We start from the raw sequence: 20155 nt of genomic DNA, 5'->3' as shown, positions 1-20155 counted from the left end.
TTATTATGAAATTGAATGCAAAAAAGCATATTCATCCCTAAAATAGGGACGAATATGCTTATATCCGTGGTTCCACCCAGATTCCCATCACAAAAAACATAATGGCTTCTTTTGCGATAACGTCGCTTACACGGCACTAGATACTTCGTTTCCCTAGTGCAGCTCTAAGGTGGTAAGTTATTTTTCTGCGTTAGGAAGTTCTCAGCTTTCCTTCCTTCTCTGTATAACCGGGGAAAATAACTCGTGTCCTTTTCTTTGCTTTTATAATTACATCCATTAATTGTTATTTACTATATCTTATTCATTTTATTTTTGCAAGTGTTAAAAATAAATTTTTATTTAATAAAAAAAGAAACCAAAAATAAATTTTTGGTTTCTCCTTCTCAATTTTACCACTCTTGTGGTTCGTAATTTAAGTCTGCAAATAGACGGCGTTTCTCTTTCTTCGTTAAATCTCTCCACTGTCCAACTGGTAAATTATTCAATTCAATATTCATAATTCTCGTACGTTTTAACGTATATACTTGATACCCTAAAGCTTCACACATACGACGAATTTGGCGATTTAGTCCTTGTGTTAAAATAATTTTGAACTCATATTTTGATAACTGTGTGATCTCACAAGGAAGTGTTTTCGTTCCTAAAATTTTCACACCAGCTGCCATTTTTTCTAAGAAATCAGGTGTAATTGGCTTATCTACTGAAACGATATATTCTTTCTCATGTTTGTTTTCAGCACGTAAAATTTCATTAACGATATCACCATCATTCGTTAACAAAATTAAACCGTCTGAGTCTTTATCAAGACGTCCAATGTGACTAATTCGTAATGGATGATTCACTAGATCGATAATATTACCTTTTACTGATTTTTCACTTGTACATGTAATACCTACTGGTTTATTTAAAGCGATATATACGTGATCTCGAGCAATGCGAAGTTGCTCTCCATTTACGCGTACATCATCACCTGGATTCACTTGGTCACCAATTTTTGCAACCTTACCGTTAATAATTACTCTTCTCTCATTAATTAATTTATCTGCTCCGCGTCGAGACGCTTTTCCAGCTTCACTAATAAATTTATTGATACGCAAATTAGGCACATCCTTTTCTAAAAAAATTTCAAGCTCACACTGCTTCTACCGTACAATACAAAAGGGTAAGCCTCCTATTATAACTTAAATATATTAACATGAAAGGGTATATAACGTCTTCTATTAATTACTTATTTATAAGAAAATATCTTTATTATACATTCATTTATGCACTTTTTCCGTGCTTAATATACAAACCATTCTTCCTTACATACAGCTTCTTTACCTCTTATATCTTCTATATCTTCATGAATATTAGCTAGTTTATACAACTCAGGGAAAATCTCTTCTACATAATTTTGATGCGCCATTCCATCTTTCCAATAAGTTAACACGATGTAACGATTTTCATTTTTTAAAGACTTCCCAACTACCCCACCTAGCATCCCTTTTATATTTTTCATTCCTTTATTCCAAATTGTTTCTTGTTTATGTAAAAATTGCTTTTCTTTTTCTTCCTTTACATCACATACAGCCGCCCTTACGAAGGATCCTTCTGTAACAACGTCTTTCAAAGGCACTTCTGCTATATCATACAATGTTTGAAATAATTCGATTTCACATGAAAGAAACGTATCCACTTGATTACTATTTAAATAAATTGTATCGTGAGCACCATTCATAAATGATTGATATGCATTTCTATCTTCCCATAAAGTAAATACACATGCCTCATTTTCATTCCATCCACCAAATTGTCCATAAAAACCATCTAGATGCTGTATATCACGCCATTTTTCTTGTGCTTTTGAAAACAATTCCTTTTTCTCTTCTTCTACCTTACAATAGATTGTTTTTAGTAGCATATCTAATTCCCCCTTATCTTACATTCCATTTCTCATCTGCAATACTTTCTACTTTTCCCCTAAACGAACATTATTTTTACTCTCTATTTCTTCAGCTCTTATATGTATTAAAGAGGACCATTTCATCTCGTATCCTTGTTCAACACGCATATTTATCTTTTCTGTTCCAAACAACGATACTTTAAAAGATACGCTGTTAAACATCCATTTGAACTTCCTGTTGCCACGTCTTTCGGAATCCCATAATAGTCTGCAAAATCACGAACACTTAGATCACCTATTTGTTTACATAACATAATTATATCCTTCTAGTTATCTATAGTATTCAAAAAAGCATCCGCTCTTTCTATCAGCCATTCACCAAACGTACTTAAAAATAATAAAATTTCATTTATATCATTTATCGGTTCAATTACATATTGTAATGCCTTTCTCATATTTTTTTCTTGTTCGGGAAAATGCTTACTAAATAATTCATAGGCAGGATATAAGTCTCTGGAGTAAAGTCCTTCTCTCTCAATTGTCAATGCTAGACCTGACCTGATTATTATTTTCATAATCCAACGGCAACAATCCACAATATCATCCACGCCTTTATTATGAATTAATTCTTCGCGTGCTTGTCCAATTTGTTTCCGCAATTGAATAAGGTGTTCATAGGCTAACTCCTCACTTACTTTATATTTAGGTAAAGACAATGTTACATCTTGACCAAATATACATACTCCATGTGTCTGTATCATAAAGCTTATAAAAGAAAAACTCTTGGAATTTATCACTTCTTTTTCACTGTGAAAACTCAATTCCACTCCTGTTATACAACTAAACTTTTGCAAACTTTGAACTTCTAGTTTCTTTCGCCAGCTTAAGTCTATTAATTTAGGATCCTTTCGTACTACTATAATCACATCTATATCTGCAATTCCTTCAATTCCAATCCCTCTTGGAATTGAGCCTCTTATATAAACACTGTGTAAATCATCCTGTAGCAATTCACAACAAGTATTTTTTATTTCTTGTATTACCTCCATAAATATAGGTTGAACTTTTTCAATATGTGCATCATTTATAATATATCCTTCATCATCAGTAAAACAAAAGCGCCCTATTTTCTTTATAGTTGGCAAATAATCAACTCACTTCCATACAAAAAATTATTTTATTCCATACGTATATTATAATTCTAATAATTCAGAATTAAAAACAAAAAAATAGGATGTAAACACTCTTATAAGGGCGTTTACATCCTTTCACTTTTATCATCATTTATTTTTCAAATTATAACGCATATCTTTCCATATGCTGTCTACATAACTTCCACCCAGCCATTTCTTTCTTAAAAACTTCCATCGCTAAAACTGATGCTACTTTTTTATCTTGCAAATAAAAATCTACAATTGCAGATAAAATCAGTTCATTCTCTGTTCTTAAAATATGTGTTAGATCTTTATATTTCCAATAAGGTTTTTGTCCTTCATAACTTTTTAATGTTTCAATATTATCTTCTTTATATGTAGCGCCTCGGTATACTTCATAGTCTCTATCACTGTAATACCCAAAGTAACCTATAAAATCATCTGATACCCAACTATTTATTTTCTCAATGTTACCAGCATTTAAATCTTTACGATATTCCTCAACCGCACGTATTGCTTCTTTCTCCATTGAATATATCTCCTTTTATTTTCCTATACGATTTTTATTCTCTTTTATAAAACAAAACACCTTCTTATTTATAGATTGAACCTCTTTTTAAAAATACAAATAACCATAAACAACTTAGGGAAACCTCATTGTTTATGGGGCATTCCATTTACTTTTCAAATAAATAATACGTAAGTTCTCCCGGATAATGTAATACTGTTACTTTCCGCTCACCTTTTTTAAAACTAACAGTATGCCCGTTTTCTCCTAAGTTCTCCCATCCATTTGCCTTTGTAATAGGCACTACACTTATATATTGATAGTCCTCTTCATTATCATCGTTAATATGAATTGCTGACATTGGTACTGGAAAACCTTTAATTTTAGATTCTTTATTCATAAATATGAATGTAATTAAACCAACTAATAACATAGCCATTGAAATACTTGAAACTAGTTTTCTTCTATTCATTTTCACTAAAAACCCTCTTTTCTCGTATATAACTTTCATTATTTTACCAACTTTAATTATTTACGTATATAAAATAAATAATTTATATACTTTCCAACTTAATTTTCTCTACTTTAAACAACATCATTGTTATATATTATAATTATAAGTTTTTAAATTTTGGAGGCGTTACATATTGCAGAAATTACTTTTTACTAAATTGTCAGTTATTATTTCTATTTTCATCATTTTCGGTATGATTTTCTATGTTACTAATGTGAAAAATAACAATGAAAAAGCAACTGTAGAAACAGTGGATACAAAAATTTTCAAAACTAAATTACAACCTAAAATCGATGAATTGACTACTAATTATAATGATATCATCGAAAAAGATTGGTTGCCTGCTTGGGAAGAGATTAACACGAACGGTGATTCAGTAGACAGAGATAAACTATTAGTTACAATGAATGCTGTTTCAAAACAATATGAAAACATTATGAATGAAATAGACATTTTGAAAATTAAAGAAGATATATCAGAAGTACAAATACAAGAACAACTTCTTTATTTCACAACTGAATTTAAGGCTGCTTCTAAATTTATGAAAAACGCGGCAGATTTAATTATAGACGGAGCCACTAACTCTACTCCAAACAGTGCAACAATTGAAAATACGAAACATGCTTTAGGGCTTGCAGATCAACATATTGTCATCGCTTTATCTACTTTAACTGAAGTTGAAGAGAAATTAGGACTTTCGAAAAAATAGAATTCTTTACTATTTTAAAATAAAAAATGATTGCATTTCATTAATTGTATATCTATAATGTTTTTATTGATTCTATACACATTCAATTCGTATAGGTTATTAATTTTATAATTCGGATGAACCATTCAGGAGAAGGTCTATTGATCTACCGACGGGGCAAAAAGTTGTTAACCGACTTTGAAACTCTCAGGTCTTGTTTACAAGTAGAACTGCATGGGGACGAATCTCTGGAGAGACTCCCTCCCGCTTTAAATAGCGCGGAGGAAAACGAGCACCGAAGGAGCAAATCCGCTACTATAGCGGATAATCTCTCAGGTAAAAGGACAGAGACAAGCGAAAGAAAATGCCGATTTGTATCGGTTTATTTTTCTATCCCTTGTTTCTCCAGAGGCCATTTCATTTACTTGAAGTGGTTTTTATTTTTTCTAAAAAAGGAGAATAAAGATGGAGACAGTAAGTAAAGTATTAGAACAAATCAATCACTATGTGTGGGGATTACCAACGTTGTTGTTACTCGTTGGTACTGGTATTATTCTCACAGTGCGTTTAAAAGGTTTACAGTTTAGTAAACTATTATACGCTCACAAACTAGCTTTTAAAAAATCAGAAGATACATCTTCCTCTGGAGATATTAGCCACTTCCAAGCACTTATGACAGCTATGGCGGCAACGATTGGTATGGGAAATATAGCTGGTGTTGCAACTGCTGTGACGATTGGTGGACCTGGTGCCATCTTTTGGATGTGGATTACTGCTTTGTTTGGTATGGCAACAAAATATGCCGAAGCAATTCTTGCGGTGAAATACCGTGTTAGTAATGAAAATGGTGAATATTCAGGTGGACCAATGTACTATTTAGAACGTGGTTTAGGTAAGAAGTGGCTTGCAGTTTTATTTGCTATATTCGGTACAACTGCTTCTTTCGGTATCGGGAATATGGTGCAATCTAATTCAGTTGCAGAGGCAATGCGAATTAATTTCTCTTTCCCTCCTGCTTTAACTGGTATAGTAATGTCATTTTTAATCGCTATCGTTATTTTAGGCGGTGTAAAAAAAATTGGGAAAGTAACAGGATATGTTGTTCCTATTAAAGCTTTCTTTTATATCATTGCTGGTCTTATCATTATTTTCTATCACTACGATCAAATTCCTGAAGCATTTTCACTTATTTTTTCTGGTGCGTTTAATGGTACTGCAGCTGCTGGTGGTTTTATCGGTGCAACAGTTGCATCAGCTATTCAAATTGGAATGGCGCGCGGCGTATTTGCGAACGAAGCTGGTTTAGGGAGTGCCCCTATTGCCGCGGCGGCTGCAAAAACTGATTCCCCTGCAAAGCAAGCTTTAGTTTCAATGACTGGTACTTTTCTAGATACGTTTATTGTATGTACAATTACAGGGCTAGTATTAATTACTACAGGTGCATGGAAGTCTGGTAAAACTGGGGTTGAAGCTACAACACTTGCGTTTCAATCTGTATTCGGTACTGCTGGTAGTATGATTCTTGGTATCGCAATTATTTTATTCGCCTACTCTACTATTTTAGGCTGGTCGTATTACGGTGAGAAATGCGTGGCTTATTTATTTGGAGAAAGTGCTGTTAAATATTATAAAGCAATCTTTATTGTCATGATTGCTATTGGTGCGAATTTAAAATTAGGCATCGTATGGACATTTGCGGATATTGCAAATGGACTTATGGCGATTCCAAACTTAATTGGTCTTATTGGGTTAAGTGGTATTGTTGTTGCTGAAACGAATCGCTTTTTACAAGCAGAGAAATTGAAAGAAAATAATAAAAAACAGGCAAGTTAATCTATGAAAAAAGGAATGACTCATACATGATGAGCATTCCTTTTTTCATCCCCTCTTTTACTTTATTACTATCATTAAAAATATATTTATATCAATGTTTACTCCTTTTTATTCCTCCAAAAGTTTTTCACATAAATGTCATAAATCGTATGGTCTAACTATATAGTTGAAAAGGAATGCGACATTAAAGTGTCGCTGAAAAACTCATCCAAGAAAAGGGAGGAAAAATCTTTTGAAAAACAAAATCATTGTTTTCCTATCTGTTTTGTCTTTTATTATTGGTGGTTTCTTCTTTAACACGAATACTTCAAGCGCTGAAACATCATCTACTGATTACGTTCCTAACCAATTAATCGTTAAGTTCAAGCAAAATGCATCTTTAAGTAATGTGCAATCTTTTCATAAATCTGTCGGAGCTAATGTCTTATCTAAAGATGATAAGTTAGGTTTTGAAGTCGTTCAATTTTCAAAAGGTACTGTAAAAGAAAAAATAAAGAGTTATAAAAATAATCCAGATGTGGAATATGCAGAACCGAATTATTACGTTCACGCCTTTTGGACTCCAAACGACCCATATTTTAAAAATCAATATGGATTACAAAAAATTCAAGCTCCACAAGCTTGGGATAGCCAACGAAGTGATCCTGGTGTAAAAGTAGCCATTATTGATACAGGAGTTCAAGGCTCACACCCTGATTTGGCTTCGAAAGTAATTTACGGGCATGATTATGTTGATAACGACAATACATCTGATGATGGGAATGGTCATGGTACACATTGCGCTGGAATTACTGGAGCACTTACGAATAACAGCGTCGGAATTGCTGGTGTTGCCCCACAAACTTCCATTTATGCTGTTCGCGTATTAGATAATCAAGGAAGTGGTACTCTCGATGCTGTAGCGCAAGGTATTCGAGAAGCTGCTGATTCGGGTGCAAAAGTAATTAGTTTAAGTTTAGGAGCTCCAAATGGTGGTACTGCATTACAACAGGCCGTTCAATATGCATGGAATAAAGGCTCTGTTATAGTTGCAGCTGCTGGAAATGCTGGAAATACAAAAGCTAATTACCCTGCTTATTACAGCGAAGTAATTGCAGTTGCTTCTACAGACCAATTAGATAAGAAATCTTCATTTTCTACTTATGGTAGCTGGGTTGATGTTGCAGCACCAGGTTCAAATATATATTCTACTTATAAAGGAAGCACGTATCAATCATTAAGTGGTACATCTATGGCAACACCTCATGTCGCAGGAGTTGCTGCTCTTTTAGCAAATCAAGGATATAGCAATACACAAATTCGCCAAATTATTGAGTCAACTTCTGATAAAATTACTGGTACAGGTACGTACTGGAAAAACGGTAGAGTCAATGCATATAAAGCTGTACAATATGCGAAGCAATTACAAGAAAATAAAGCTTCTTAAGAAATAAAGTAAAACTTTAATCAGTTGATCTACCATTCATGCGGAATAAAATAGAAGGAGAGACTTCTACAACTAAAGCCTCTCCTTCTTATAAACTATATTACTCTCCCTGCTTTTTAACCATATGTAAATACAGAACAAAATCCATCATTGTCGACGAATGACCAAGTTGACGAATCATCGCTGTTATATTTCCTCTATGATATGTACCATGATTTACGACATGTTGTACTAACTCTAAAATTGAAGTTTCTAATTTTCCTACATATGGATTCTCGATAACAAATACAGCATTCACATCTTGTATTGTACTTAAAAAGTCTTTATATTGATCTGCCATGTTTTCAAACATTTTTTCTAATTCATGTAACGATTTGTTTTCCATTTGTTTTCGTAAATCTTCTCGGCCTTGTATTGCTTCATTCATACTTTTACCATGCAATATGTGTAACCACACTTGATCTGTAATATAAATATGGGCAAACGTATCCTTGATTGATGGAAATACACTCTGCATCTGTTCAGTAAAAATCGTCTCATAGTTTGGTAATTCTTTTAGTCGATTGAATAATCGTAGATTAGCCCAAGCATGGTAATCCACTTGTTTTAACATGTACTCTTTCAATCGAAATCGCCTCCTTATTGTATGAAACGAATAGTTTGTTTCTTTATTTCTGATTCTCTATCAGCTTTTGCAATTCCTTTTTCTTCAATTTCTTGTTTATTTATAGTTTTATATTTTACATACGTATGAAATTCCGTTTGAAATGGAAACGGTGTAATCCGAATTGTTTCCTTGTCCACCCATTCAGCTTGTATAGGTTTCTCCTCCTTACTATTAAACATTTCTGTTCCTTCAAAACCATCTTTAAACAAATCAATTTCCTCTTCCTTTTCTACACCCGGTTTATTCATACAGACATATAAAGAAAGTTCATCGCAAAACTTTAATAATCTATAATGCTTATCGAACATCACAAATTGCTCTTTTGTTAGCGTCGTCAATATTCTTTTTTGTCGTTCCAATTCCCCTGTATAAAATGACATCATTTCTTCATCTTCCTCATTTAATGGAAATGATAAAAAATGCTTACTACAAAGTAATGCTCCGTATGGATTGGCATCTTCAATTTCATTCAAACCAATCGTATAAAAGACAAAGCGTAATGAACTTGGACAATCCATAAAAGTATATGGAATATTTTTAGCATCATTTAAAATTGGTACTTTATCAAGTTCTATCCATCCTCTATCATGCTCATATATTGCATCAATTGTCTCTTTTAAATATGTTTCATCTTCAAAAAAATCTTCTTTTATATGCTTCGCAATCTCTCCAGCTAAAAAACCATGATCATGTTGACGAATTAATATACTTTCTTTCTCATCCTTTTCACGAAAAATCATCTGTATACTCCCCCTCATCCTCATATTACAGCGTTTTCTATGCATCAATTCTTAATTAATCCCTAAATATTAGCAGGGATTCAGTTTCTTGCAACGAAATTAACATAACTATATAGCATTCTTTCTAACAATATAAATAGCTTTATCTTTACTATCTATTATACTAAATCATTCATTCCAAAAAATTTTTTTATGAGGTGAAAACATGAACAAAACAGAATTAATTAAAAATGTCGCACAATCAGCTGATATTTCTCAAAAGGATGCTTCTGCAGCTGTACAATCTGTATTTGACACAATTGCTACTGCATTACAGTCTGGCGATAAAGTTCAATTAATCGGCTTTGGAACTTTTGAAGTGCGTGAAAGATCTGCTCGTACAGGACGTAATCCACAAACCGGCGAAGAAATTCAAATCGCTGCTGGTAAAGTTCCTGCATTTAAAGCAGGTAAAGAGTTAAAAGAAGCTGTGAAATAAACAAGAAACCAGCCATTTTATAGGCTGGTTTCTTGTTTTAATTTAGTAATTGCTTTATATTTTCTGCATGATACACCTCGCAAATATAAAATATGCATCTGCAGTTACTTACAATTTGATATTTTCTTGTTGGATACACATGCGCCGAAACAGAGCATCCATCAAATAATTCAATAATATTCCCAGAAGGCTGATATCCTTCATATAATACGTTCCTTCTTACTTCCATCTTTTCTATAAGTTTTTCAACTGGAATGTTTCCACTCTCTAGCTCCCTCTTTATTGTATTTGGTAAAAACGAGGTATCCGCAAAAATGAGATTTTCAGATAATACTTTCCCTTTATAACTAATATTGGATACACGGTAAAGAAATGTTCCGTTTTTATCAAAGAAACTCTTTGCTTCTTTCGGGATATACTGTCTATCCAGCACCTCTTGTTCTAGAACATCAAACTGAACTGTATCATTCAATAACTTTTCTAAAGCATGAATAGATGATGTATCTCCAGAAAATAAAATATTTTTAATTGCTTGTACATTATAAGTGGATTCATTTGTTCTATTTTCCGCTACTAGCATGAGGAACACCTCTTCTATAAAATATTTAATTAAACTTATTTATCATTTAAAAGCGCTACTGCATCCAGCTGTATGATTTCGGTGACTTCTTTACTACATATTGCAATTGAAGCTATATAATCTATACTTGGCCTTAAATCTCTCATCACTGTATTTTCTACTAACTCTTGTCTATCCTGAAAAACTAACAAGTTTGGAGGATCATTTGGAGCTGATATAGTAATATCCACTGGTGGAATCATTAGACCTTCACCTGTCGCTTTGAGCACAGCTTCCTTTCTAGTCCAATATGTTAAAAAACCTTCTATTTTTTGTTCATTTGGCAACTTCATAACTTGCGCTATTTCAATGTCGGTTAATACGCCTTCTACCATTTTCATAACATCAACATCTGGATTCATTTGTTCAACATCAACGCCTACAGGTGCAGACTTTGTAAATGCAACTACAACCCACTCACCCGAATGTGAAACCGATAACTGCGGCATCCCCTCTGGTAATTGTGGTCTACCATGTTGTAACTTACATACTGGGCACAGCCTATCAATTGGCACTTGAACTGGTGACATAGAAAGTATTTTACCTAGAACTAATCTACTAATTACACAACCGATTATAAAACGAGCACGATCTGCCGAATGATGATATGAATTTGCTTTCTCTCGTTCAACATCATTTAGTAAATTGTAATGCCATGATTGTAAATCCGAAATTCTTCCCCACCATATTTGACAATCATTCTCATTCAAAATCGGTATAGAATCTACAACTTTACTTTCTATCATGTAAACTCTCTCCTTCTAAATACCAATATCATTTTATTTCAAAAGACCATTTTCAAACTTATTCATTTACAACTTCTTTCTCTTTTTGTAATACAGGTAACGGTTTTTTCTTCTTTTTTGACATTACCTCTTTATCAGAAATACGTAAAGAAAATAGTAATGCTACGAGTAAAAATATTGCTGATCCAATTAATGCTGCTTGATATGGCAATAAATCTGAATGAGTATTATGTTGCACACTGCTATTTCCAAAACCGGCTAGTATACTAGCTAAAACAGCAACTCCTATCGCTGAACCTAATCGATTTTGCACATTAAATATAGTAGTTGCTCTCCCCATAGAAGGCGGCGTTATATTGTTAAATGCAGAAAATTGAACTGCTCCAACTGATTGGCCTAAGAAAATACCTATGCCAAACAATAATACCCGTATTTGCCAAGGGTTCGTATCGTGATTTACAAAACTTAATAAAATAAAGATAATCGCCGTACAAATTAACCCTATAGAAATTACCTTACGAGCTCCTAATTTCTTATATGACCATGGCACAATCTGTGACGATATCATTAATCCAATGGCCTCTGGGAATGTAGTAAGACCTGATTCCAGTGCGGATGCTCCTATTACATTTTGATACATAAGCGGAAAAACAAATAACATTCCTAGTAAACCAGCTGATGAAAATAATGAAATAAGGCTCATCTTTCTAAAGACTGGTTCTTTTAATAAGCGTAAATCTAACATCGGTTGCTTTACTTTCAGTTCTACGATTATAAACAATGTAATGAATACAACCCCAGCTATCCCAGTACTCATAATTTCTGGAGAAATCCACCCTTTTGACGGTCCCTGGCTGAGTGCATATATGAGCATCGCAAATCCTGGTGCTGATAAAATAAAGCCGAGAGAATCAAAGCGACCAGCTGATTTTTCAACATGCTCTGCTAAAAATAGAAGTCCAAATAGCAATGCAACAATTCCAAATGGTAGATTAATATAAAATGCCCAGCGCCAAGACATTTGATCTACAAAAAAGCCACCAATAATTGGTCCTACTGCCGGTGCGACAGCAATTGGCAACACAATAAACCGAGAAATTTTCGGCCTTTCCTCTGGTGAAAATGTTCGGAATAACATCGCCATCCCAACTGGTGTTAAAAGCCCCCCACCAGCACCTTGAATAATACGAAAAATATTCAAGGATGTAATATCGTTCGCTATCCCACATAACGCAGATGCGGTTGTAAATACGAAAAGAGCAGCTAGAAATACTCTTTTCGTACCGAATCGATCTCCTAACCAACCAGAAATCGGAAGGAAAACAGCTAAGCTAACTAAATATCCAACATTAACTGTCCCCATAGCAGATGGTGGCACTTGCAGTTCCTTACTTATCGTTTGCAGTGCTACATTTACAATCGTTGCGTCCATGGCAGCCATAAACATCGCTGTTATATATACGATGCTTACAACTACTTTTGGATTTATTTTTGCTTTCATTATCGTTTTCCTACTACTATTTTTTCACCAGCTTGATTACTTTTTGGATTCAAATCTGTCCAGGTATTTTCAACATATTGTAAGCAATCGTGCCTGCTAGCTTCTTCATGTACGACATTCCACCCAATAGGTACATCAAGAAAGACAGGCCAGAGAGAATACTGGCCCTCCTCATTTATTAATACTTTATATGTGTAATTATCATTTTCAAATGGATTCGTCATACTCTCCTTACCCCTTTCTTATTCTGCAAATATTTCGCTAATACTTGTCCAATTTCCGTAAGTGGACCTGGCTGACATAGATCTTTATGTCTACAGTCAATATCATGCTGCACAATTTTCCCATCTAAATAATTTAGCCATGTATTTGGAGAAATAGGATCAAACCAGTCTGGTATAACAGTAGATCTAAAGAATAAAATATCTCCATTATAAACTTTCGGTACGTATCTCCCTAATAATCCTACCGAATTTACATATGTTTCTTTCAAGTTCAATATAGTCTCTTCTTCAAGACTTGCTAATGCACTTCCATCTGTACGAAGGATTTCAACTGCACTCTCCATCGTAAGTGGTTTACCATCCATGTTATCTGGGTCATATCCGCCTAAAGCAAGTAATGCGATTAACGCTTCCTCTTCAGTAGGCGCTTCCGTATTCGGTAGGAAGTGACCAGGATAAGAATCTAGCATAACGAGTAATTCTACTTCTTCCCCTTCATTTTGTAGTTGCGCTGCCATTGCATGCACAACATTTCCTCCGAGCGACCAACCGAGTAAACGATATGGTCCGTGAGGCTGTACTTCACGAACGTGTTTTAAATAATCCGCTGCCATTTCCTCTAAACTTCTTGGAAGTTCTTCATTTTTAGCGATACCACGTGCTTGCACGCCGTAGATTGGATAATCTGTTCCTAAAGATTTCATAAGTCCTGCATAGCACCAACTTAATCCACCTGCTGGGTGTACACAAAATAGTGGCAATTGGTTTCCGCTTGCTCGTAACGGAAGCAACACATCGAGTGCACTTTGTCCATTTCCCACTTCAAGTCTTTCAGCAAGGCCTGCAACAGTAGGTGCTGCAAATAAAGTTCCGATATTTAATTCGATCCCAAGTGCTTCTTTAATACGGCTCATAAGCTGCACTGCAAGGAGTGAATGACCACCTAAATCAAAGAATCCGTCATCAATTCCAATTTGAGGTACACTTAGTACTTCTGTAAACAAGTCACATAACATTTCTTCTTGCGGTGTTCTTGGTCCACGACTAGAAGATGATACGATAAATTCTGGAGCTGGCAATGCCTTTCTATCTAACTTACCGTTCGGAGTTAAAGGGAACTCATTTACTACTACAAAAGCGTATGGAACCATATAATCTGGTAAACTACCACTAGCAAACTGACGCATTTCATTCGTATCAATCGCTTCATTATTTGATGCGACGATATAAGAAACTAATCGTTTATCCCCTGGTTGATCTTCCCGTACAATAACTGCTACTTGCTCAACTGTAGGGTGTTTCATTATGACCGCTTCTATTTCTCCTAATTCAATTCGGAATCCACGAATTTTTATTTGATGATCTGCACGTCCTATATAATCTAGCGTCCCATCTTGACGCCAGCGTGCTAAGTCTCCAGTACGATACATTCTTGTACCTGGCTTGCCAAATGGATCTGCAATAAAACGTTCTGCAGTTAAACCTGCCCTTCCTAAATATCCACGAGCAAGCCCTGCACCTGCAACATACATTTCTCCAACTACTCCAGGTGGCACTGGTTGTAAATAATGATCTAATACGTATACTTTAAGATCAGGTATACTGCACCCAATTAAACTATTTGCTCGTAAAGAAACGGTACTCTCATCTAGCTCAATATAACTAACATGTACTGTCGTCTCAGTAATACCGTACATATTAATAAGCTTCGGTGCGTTATGAGGATGTCGACTATACCAATCTTCTAATCGACTTAGCTCAAGTGCTTCACCTCCAAAAACAACATATCGTAAAGATAATTGTTGGCCAATCTCTTTATTTTCACGATCTGCTTGCATCAATTGATAGAACGCTGATGGAGTTTGGTTTAAAACAGTTACCTTTTCTTTAACAAGAAGCTGTAAAAATTCTTTCGGCGAGCGACTTACAGTATGTGGAACTACAACTAAGCGCCCTCCGTATAATAAAGGTCCCCAAATTTCCCAAACCGAGAAATCAAAAGCATATGAATGGAACATCGTCCACACATCGTTTCCATCAAACTGGAACCAATGATCAGTTGCTCCTAAAAGTCTTACTACATTTTGATGAGGTATCATAACGCCTTTCGGTCTACCTGTTGAACCTGATGTATAAATAACGTAAGCAATATGTGATGGAGTTAATGGCTTCACGCGCTCCATTTCATCAATATTGTCTTCACTATGTTTCTCAATTTCTTCTATTACTTTTACATTATCAACTAAAACTTTTAGTGCCTCATTACATTCAATTTCCACTTCTGAATTCGTTAAAACACATGATGGTTTCGCATCGTGTAGCATAAAAGAAATACGGTCTGCTGGGTAATCTGGATCTAACGGAAGGTATCCAGCACCAGCTTTAAGAACAGCTAATAAGCTTACAACCATGTTTAATGATCTTGGCATCGCTAAAGCAACGAGTTGATCAGGACCAATTCCTTTTGCTATTAGGAATCGAGCTATTTTATTTGCTTTTCTATTTAACTCTTCATAAGTTAATTTCTTATTTTCAAAGACGACAGCAATAGCATTTGGATTAATATGAACCTGCTTTTCAAATAATTGTGGCAATGTCATTTCTGGTGCAATTTGAAAACCACCATTCCACTTTTCTAACACTGTATTTTTCTCTGCTAAAGTTAATATTTCTAATCTGCCAATGGATTGATCTGGATTTGTCGCCGCATCATCTAATAACAAAATGAATCGTTCTATTAGTTTTTGAACCGTTTCATGTTTATATAAATCGGTACTAAACTCTAGTAAACCATGTAAACCGTTCGGAGTACCATCAACCCCGTGACTCTCACTAATTTCAAATGTTAAATCAAACTTCGCAGAGCCAACACTTTGAATTTCAAGGCTCGTTTCTATATCCGGGACATCAAAGATTGCTTCTGGCGTATTTTGGAAAGCTAACATAACTTGAAATAGCGGATGACTATTTCGAGTACGCACCGGGTTTAACACTTCAACGAGTCGTTCAAATGGAACATCTTGATTTTCATAAGCTGCAAGATTTGCCTGCTTCACTCTATTTAATAATTCTTTAAAACTTGGATCTCCTGAAGTATTTGTACGTAACACTAATGTATTTACAAATAAACCAACAATATCTGAAAGTACATCATCATTTCTTCCAGCAATCGGACTTCCAATTGGTATATCAGTGCCTGCACCTAATCTTGTAAATAGCGCACTTAGTCCTGCTTGCAATACCATAAACAAACTAACTCCGTTTTTCCGTGCGAGCTCTACTAACCTACTATGCATACCTGCATCTATATGAAAATGAATTGTTTCTCCTCTGTAACTCGTTTCCATTGGACGCTGATAATCTGTAGGTAACTCCAATTGATCTGGTAATCCCTTTAACTCTTTCTTCCAAAAATCTAATTGTGTTGAAATGAGACTTTCTTGTGTAGTTTCATCCCCTAACAATTGCTGTTGCCAAAGTGCATAATCTGCGTATTGAACTGGAAGTGTCTCCAGCTGTACTTTGTTCCCTTGACATCGCGCTTTATACGCCGCTGTAAAATCTCTCGTCAACGGTTGTAACGACCAGCCATCCCCTACAATATGATGCAATAGAATTAGTAATACATGTTCGTTTTCATTCACTGTAAATAGTTGCAAACGAACTGCTGGTTCAACATCGAGGTTAAAGCTATATCTTACAGCCTCCGCAAGTACACTTTCTAATTCATTTTTACATGTATTTGTTATAATCATTTCAAGATTTAAGTTTTCCATATGTAAAATTTCCTGGTAGGAACTACCTAATACGTTAGGGAAAATTGTTCTAAGTGTTTCATGTTTCTCGACTACATCATAAAAGGCACCTTGTAATGCTCCCTCGTTCAACTTTCCAGACAAACGAATGACTAACGGAATATTATAAGTAGGACTTGGACCTTCTAAACAATGTAAGAACCATAGTCTACGCTGTGCAAATGAAAGTGGAACTTCATTTGGCCTACTTACTTTCTTAATCGCTGGTCTTGCAGTTTTTGCTCGATCCAATTGTTTCACTAATTCAGCAACAGTTGGCGATTCAAATAGTTTTCCAATTCCTAATTCGACACTTAACGTTTCACGAATTCTTGCCATTAAACGCGATGCAAGAAGCGAATGTCCACCCATTTCAAAGAAATTATCATCAATGCTAATGCGAGAAACACCAAGTACTTCTGCAAATAAATGACATAATATTTCTTCTTTCGGATTTCTAGCAACTCTCTCATTGTTCATGCCATTAAAATCAGGAGCAGGTAATTTCTTTCTATCAATCTTTCCATTTGGCGTTAGTGGTAATTCTTCTAGCAATACAAATGCTGATGGCACCATATAATTCGCTAAACTTTCTGAAACATAAGAACGAATTTCTGAAAGATGAATCGTTTCCTTCTCTTCGGCAACAATATACGCAATGATTCGTTTATCATTTGGACGATCTTCTCGTACTATAACCACTGCTTGCTTAATATTTTCATGGCGTTGTAATACCATTTCAATTTCAGCTAATTCAATTCGGAAACCACGAATTTTAATTTGATGATCTGCGCGGTTCATGTACTCTAAAACACCATCACTGCGCCATTTTACTAAATCACCTGTACGGTACATGCGCTGCCCTGGTTTTCCATAAGGATTTGCAACAAACCGTTCAGCTGTTAACTCCGGTTTTCCTAAATATCCGCTTGCAAGTCCTTCCCCTGCAATATACAATTCACCAATAACTCCAGGTGGAACTGGTTGTAAACCTGCATCTAATACATACACGTCTGTATTCCAAATTGGCTTTCCAATAGGAGGTATACCACTTTCCCTTTCATCGATGTTCATGACAGTAGACCAAATAGTCGTTTCAGTTGGTCCATATAAATTAGTTAATGAACAACCTAATTCTTTTAATTTATTTGCTAAATGCGTTGGAAGAGCTTCACCACCAACTAGTATGTTTAGCCCTTGTAGCTTCTCTGGATAATCAGTTACTAACGCCTGCCAAAGCGTCGGTGTAGCCTGCATAATGGTCACTCTTTCTTCCTGTAAAAGTGTCGTTAATGCAGAAGGCTCTTGAATGTCTTCCTTTTGCGCAATTGTTAAACTTGCACCACTAATAAGAGGTAAATAAATTTCTAGAGCAGAAATATCAAACGCAAATGTTGTCACTGCTAATAAATGATCATGTTCATGTAACGAAAACTTTTGTTGCATAGCCATTAAAAAGTTACTTAAACCTCTCATAGGAACAATTACACCTTTTGGGTTACCCGTTGAGCCTGAAGTATATATTGTATAGGCTGGGTTTAAAAGTGATACATCATTCTTACATTCTATATTCATACGAGAATATGTATGTAATTCTAGTTTCGTTTCTTCGTCATCTAATACAATTTTTTTCATATCATTTTCTATAACTAACTTAGATGAAACAGATGAATGTGTTATGATACAAACTGGTTTTGCATCATTTACTATATAATTTATTCGCTCAGCTGGGTATTCTGGATCTATTGGTAAATACGCTGCACCAGCCTTTAAAACTGCTAGCATACTAGTTACCATTTCTATTGATCTTGGAAATACTAAAGCTACAAACTGATTTGCTCGTATTCCTTCTTTTACCAAATAGTGCGCCAGTTCATTCGCTCGTTCATTTAACTCTTTATACGTAAGATCTACACCGTTACAAGTAACTGCTACTTTATTTGGAGTTTTTTGTACTTGTTTTTCAAATAGTATAGGTAGGGCGATTAAATTATCAGCTTCCTTAGTTTCATTCCATTCCAATAAAACTTTATGATTTTCTTCAGGAAGAGTAATATTTATTTTTCCAATCGACTCGTCTTTTTGATAAGCATTTATCATTAATTCTAATAATTGCATAAATCTTTCTTTATGCAATGCTAGCTCCACACCATTATATACTTCCGGATTCGCATCAAAATGAATCATTAGCTCATTTTGATCAAAACGTTTATATACATTTATTGATAAATCATCGACAGGTCCTGCTGATAAATTATGTGTAATACCACGATTCCCACCAAAGTTAAGCCCGTAATCAAAAGGCATAACATTCACTAACGGTCCAAATAACCTTTGATTTTCACCTAATAACTTTAAGTCTCTTCTTAATTCCTCATGACGGTATTTATGATGGCGACGTACGTCTCGGATTTCTTTAGAAACTTGCTGTAATAATTCTACGAGAGTTATATTTGGGGTTACAGTAAGACGAAGTGGTACTAAATTCATTACCATACTCGGTGTATGAATAGATGCAGAACCTAGACGCCCCATCATCGGTAAACCTAAAACAATATCATTTTCACCTGTTAATTTATGCATATAAATACTTGTTACAGCGACAATGAATTCCGGCCAACTTGTTAACGAAATATTGATATTTTCTAGTAAAGCTTTCGTACTAGAACTACATAAATAAGCTGTTTCACGTAAAAATCCATTCGATGTTCTCGGTGCTCGTTCTGCCAAACTTACAACGTCTGGTTCATCCGCAAATTTTTCTAACCAAAAAGCACGATCTTCCTGAAATTGTTTAGACTCACGATACTCCATATCTTCTTGCACAACTTTTGCAAGAGAACCAAATGTCTTTTCATTCTTGTTTGTTTCTTCTATAAGTGATGTATACTCATTCGCTACCTTTTGGCTAAGAAGTGAAAATCCATAGCCATCCATCACAATGTGATGGATGCGCTGATACCAAAAGAAACGATTATTTTCAACTTGAATAAGTGCTTCAATAAATAAAGTATCTTTTTTCAAATCGACTGGCATAGATAAATCATTTTTCATCCATGCTTTAGCAGCCTCTTCAGGATTTTCTTCTTTACGAACGTCAATAAAATGCATATGAAACTGTGATTCTTCAATAACTTGCCATGGGCCAATTTCATCCTCTTCGAAGCGAACATGAAGTGCTTCTGCTTCCATTACAACTTTACGTACAGCTAATTCAAAAATGTCTTGATGAATATTTCCGTTTATTTCTACATATTCCCCAGTATTATAAATTGGATTAAGCGGATCTAATTGTTGCGCAAACCACATACCAGACTGCGCAGATGATAACGAATGACGAATCTTTTGACTATTAGGCATTCTTCACTACCCCTTTAT

Annotated in this window: 17 protein-coding genes, 1 riboswitch and 2 other annotated features (1 of these 20 cut by a window edge); of the genes, 4 read left to right on the top strand and 13 right to left on the bottom strand. The window is 34.9% G+C overall.

From position 1 onward, the window contains the following. Positions 1-6 (bottom strand) — a binding site (T-box leader) (it extends 218 nt beyond the left edge of the window). A gap of 35 nt (positions 7-41) precedes the next feature. After that, positions 42-265, bottom strand: a binding site (T-box leader). A 124-nt stretch (positions 266-389) separates the two neighbouring features. From rluF to NST14_RS12330, 6 genes are all read right to left on the bottom strand, one after another. Beyond that, a complete protein-coding gene (gene rluF, locus NST14_RS12355; protein ID WP_001222168.1) occupies positions 390-1097 on the bottom strand; it encodes a 23S rRNA pseudouridine(2604) synthase RluF in 708 nt (235 codons plus the stop codon). Positions 1098-1282: 185 nt separating this feature from the next. Then, on the bottom strand, positions 1283-1903 hold the full coding sequence (locus NST14_RS12350; RefSeq protein ID WP_000925148.1) for a YdbC family protein: 621 nt from the start codon (positions 1901-1903) through the stop codon (positions 1283-1285). 152 nt (positions 1904-2055) lie between these two features. Then, positions 2056-2199 (bottom strand): PhzF family phenazine biosynthesis protein, encoded by a 144-nt coding sequence (locus NST14_RS12345; RefSeq protein ID WP_002080500.1) that lies wholly within the window; start codon positions 2197-2199, stop codon positions 2056-2058. A 12-nt stretch (positions 2200-2211) separates the two neighbouring features. Continuing rightward, the gene (locus tag NST14_RS12340) at positions 2212-3030 is read right to left on the bottom strand and encodes a hypothetical protein (protein WP_001142116.1); all 819 of its coding nucleotides are present in this window, start codon (positions 3028-3030) and stop codon (positions 2212-2214) included. A 151-nt stretch (positions 3031-3181) separates the two neighbouring features. Next, positions 3182-3568: a DUF4440 domain-containing protein gene (locus NST14_RS12335; protein ID WP_000409890.1), complete on the bottom strand. Its 387-nt coding sequence runs from the start codon at positions 3566-3568 to the stop codon at positions 3182-3184. Between the two features lie 148 nt (positions 3569-3716). After that, a complete protein-coding gene (locus tag NST14_RS12330) occupies positions 3717-4061 on the bottom strand; it encodes a hypothetical protein (RefSeq protein WP_113733087.1) in 345 nt (114 codons plus the stop codon). A gap of 133 nt (positions 4062-4194) precedes the next feature. On the opposite strand from NST14_RS12330, the gene NST14_RS12325 reads away from it, so the two are divergent. The 3 genes from NST14_RS12325 to NST14_RS12315 all read left to right on the top strand — a co-directional run bounded on the left by NST14_RS12325 (position 4195) and on the right by NST14_RS12315 (position 8008). Continuing rightward, positions 4195-4770, top strand: coding sequence for a hypothetical protein (locus NST14_RS12325; RefSeq protein ID WP_095842958.1), 576 nt, complete (start codon positions 4195-4197; stop codon positions 4768-4770). Between the two features lie 217 nt (positions 4771-4987). Then, a riboswitch (glycine riboswitch) is annotated at positions 4988-5107 on the top strand. Positions 5108-5214: 107 nt separating this feature from the next. Further along, positions 5215-6582: an alanine/glycine:cation symporter family protein gene (locus NST14_RS12320; protein WP_000451019.1), complete on the top strand. Its 1368-nt coding sequence runs from the start codon at positions 5215-5217 to the stop codon at positions 6580-6582. A gap of 232 nt (positions 6583-6814) precedes the next feature. Further along, positions 6815-8008 (top strand): S8 family peptidase, encoded by a 1194-nt coding sequence (locus NST14_RS12315; RefSeq protein WP_000790931.1) that lies wholly within the window; start codon positions 6815-6817, stop codon positions 8006-8008. Between the two features lie 100 nt (positions 8009-8108). Here the strand turns inward: NST14_RS12315 and NST14_RS12310 are convergent, their stop codons facing one another. Beyond that, positions 8109-8633, bottom strand: coding sequence for a DinB family protein (locus NST14_RS12310; RefSeq protein WP_000666447.1), 525 nt, complete (start codon positions 8631-8633; stop codon positions 8109-8111). 14 nt (positions 8634-8647) lie between these two features. Then, positions 8648-9415, bottom strand: a complete 768-nt coding sequence (locus NST14_RS12305) for a DUF3891 family protein (protein WP_000577265.1) — start codon at positions 9413-9415, stop codon at positions 8648-8650. A gap of 205 nt (positions 9416-9620) precedes the next feature. Here NST14_RS12305 and NST14_RS12300 point away from each other — a divergent pair, with 205 nt between their 5' ends. Next, the gene (locus tag NST14_RS12300; protein WP_001043907.1) at positions 9621-9893 is read left to right on the top strand and encodes an HU family DNA-binding protein; all 273 of its coding nucleotides are present in this window, start codon (positions 9621-9623) and stop codon (positions 9891-9893) included. A 37-nt stretch (positions 9894-9930) separates the two neighbouring features. Here NST14_RS12300 and NST14_RS12295 read toward each other — a convergent pair whose 3' ends face one another. From NST14_RS12295 to NST14_RS12275, 5 genes are read right to left on the bottom strand one after another with little or no spacing between them, the layout of a single operon-like run. Next, positions 9931-10473 carry a hypothetical protein gene (locus tag NST14_RS12295; protein ID WP_000959145.1) on the bottom strand — a complete coding sequence of 181 codons (543 nt, stop codon included), beginning with the start codon at positions 10471-10473 and terminating at the stop codon, positions 9931-9933. A 35-nt stretch (positions 10474-10508) separates the two neighbouring features. Next, on the bottom strand, positions 10509-11258 hold the full coding sequence (gene sfp, locus NST14_RS12290; RefSeq protein WP_000572990.1) for a 4'-phosphopantetheinyl transferase Sfp: 750 nt from the start codon (positions 11256-11258) through the stop codon (positions 10509-10511). 58 nt (positions 11259-11316) lie between these two features. After that, positions 11317-12759 (bottom strand): MDR family MFS transporter, encoded by a 1443-nt coding sequence (locus tag NST14_RS12285; RefSeq protein WP_000644781.1) that lies wholly within the window; start codon positions 12757-12759, stop codon positions 11317-11319. Continuing rightward, positions 12759-12983: an MbtH family protein gene (locus tag NST14_RS12280; RefSeq protein ID WP_000184064.1), complete on the bottom strand. Its 225-nt coding sequence runs from the start codon at positions 12981-12983 to the stop codon at positions 12759-12761. Before NST14_RS12280 ends, NST14_RS12285 begins: the two co-directional genes overlap by 1 nt. Beyond that, complete coding sequence (locus tag NST14_RS12275; protein ID WP_001133894.1) at positions 12980-20137, bottom strand: amino acid adenylation domain-containing protein; 7158 nt, start codon at positions 20135-20137, stop codon at positions 12980-12982. Before NST14_RS12275 ends, NST14_RS12280 begins: the two co-directional genes overlap by 4 nt. Between the last annotated feature and the right edge of the window lie 18 nt (positions 20138-20155).

The sequence above is a fragment of the Bacillus sp. FSL W8-0519 genome (assembly GCF_038005585.1).
Classification (GTDB): domain Bacteria; phylum Bacillota; class Bacilli; order Bacillales; family Bacillaceae_G; genus Bacillus_A; species Bacillus_A paranthracis.
The sequence above is the reverse complement of the archived record's forward strand: the minus strand, read 5'-3'. Positions and strand labels throughout refer to the sequence as shown.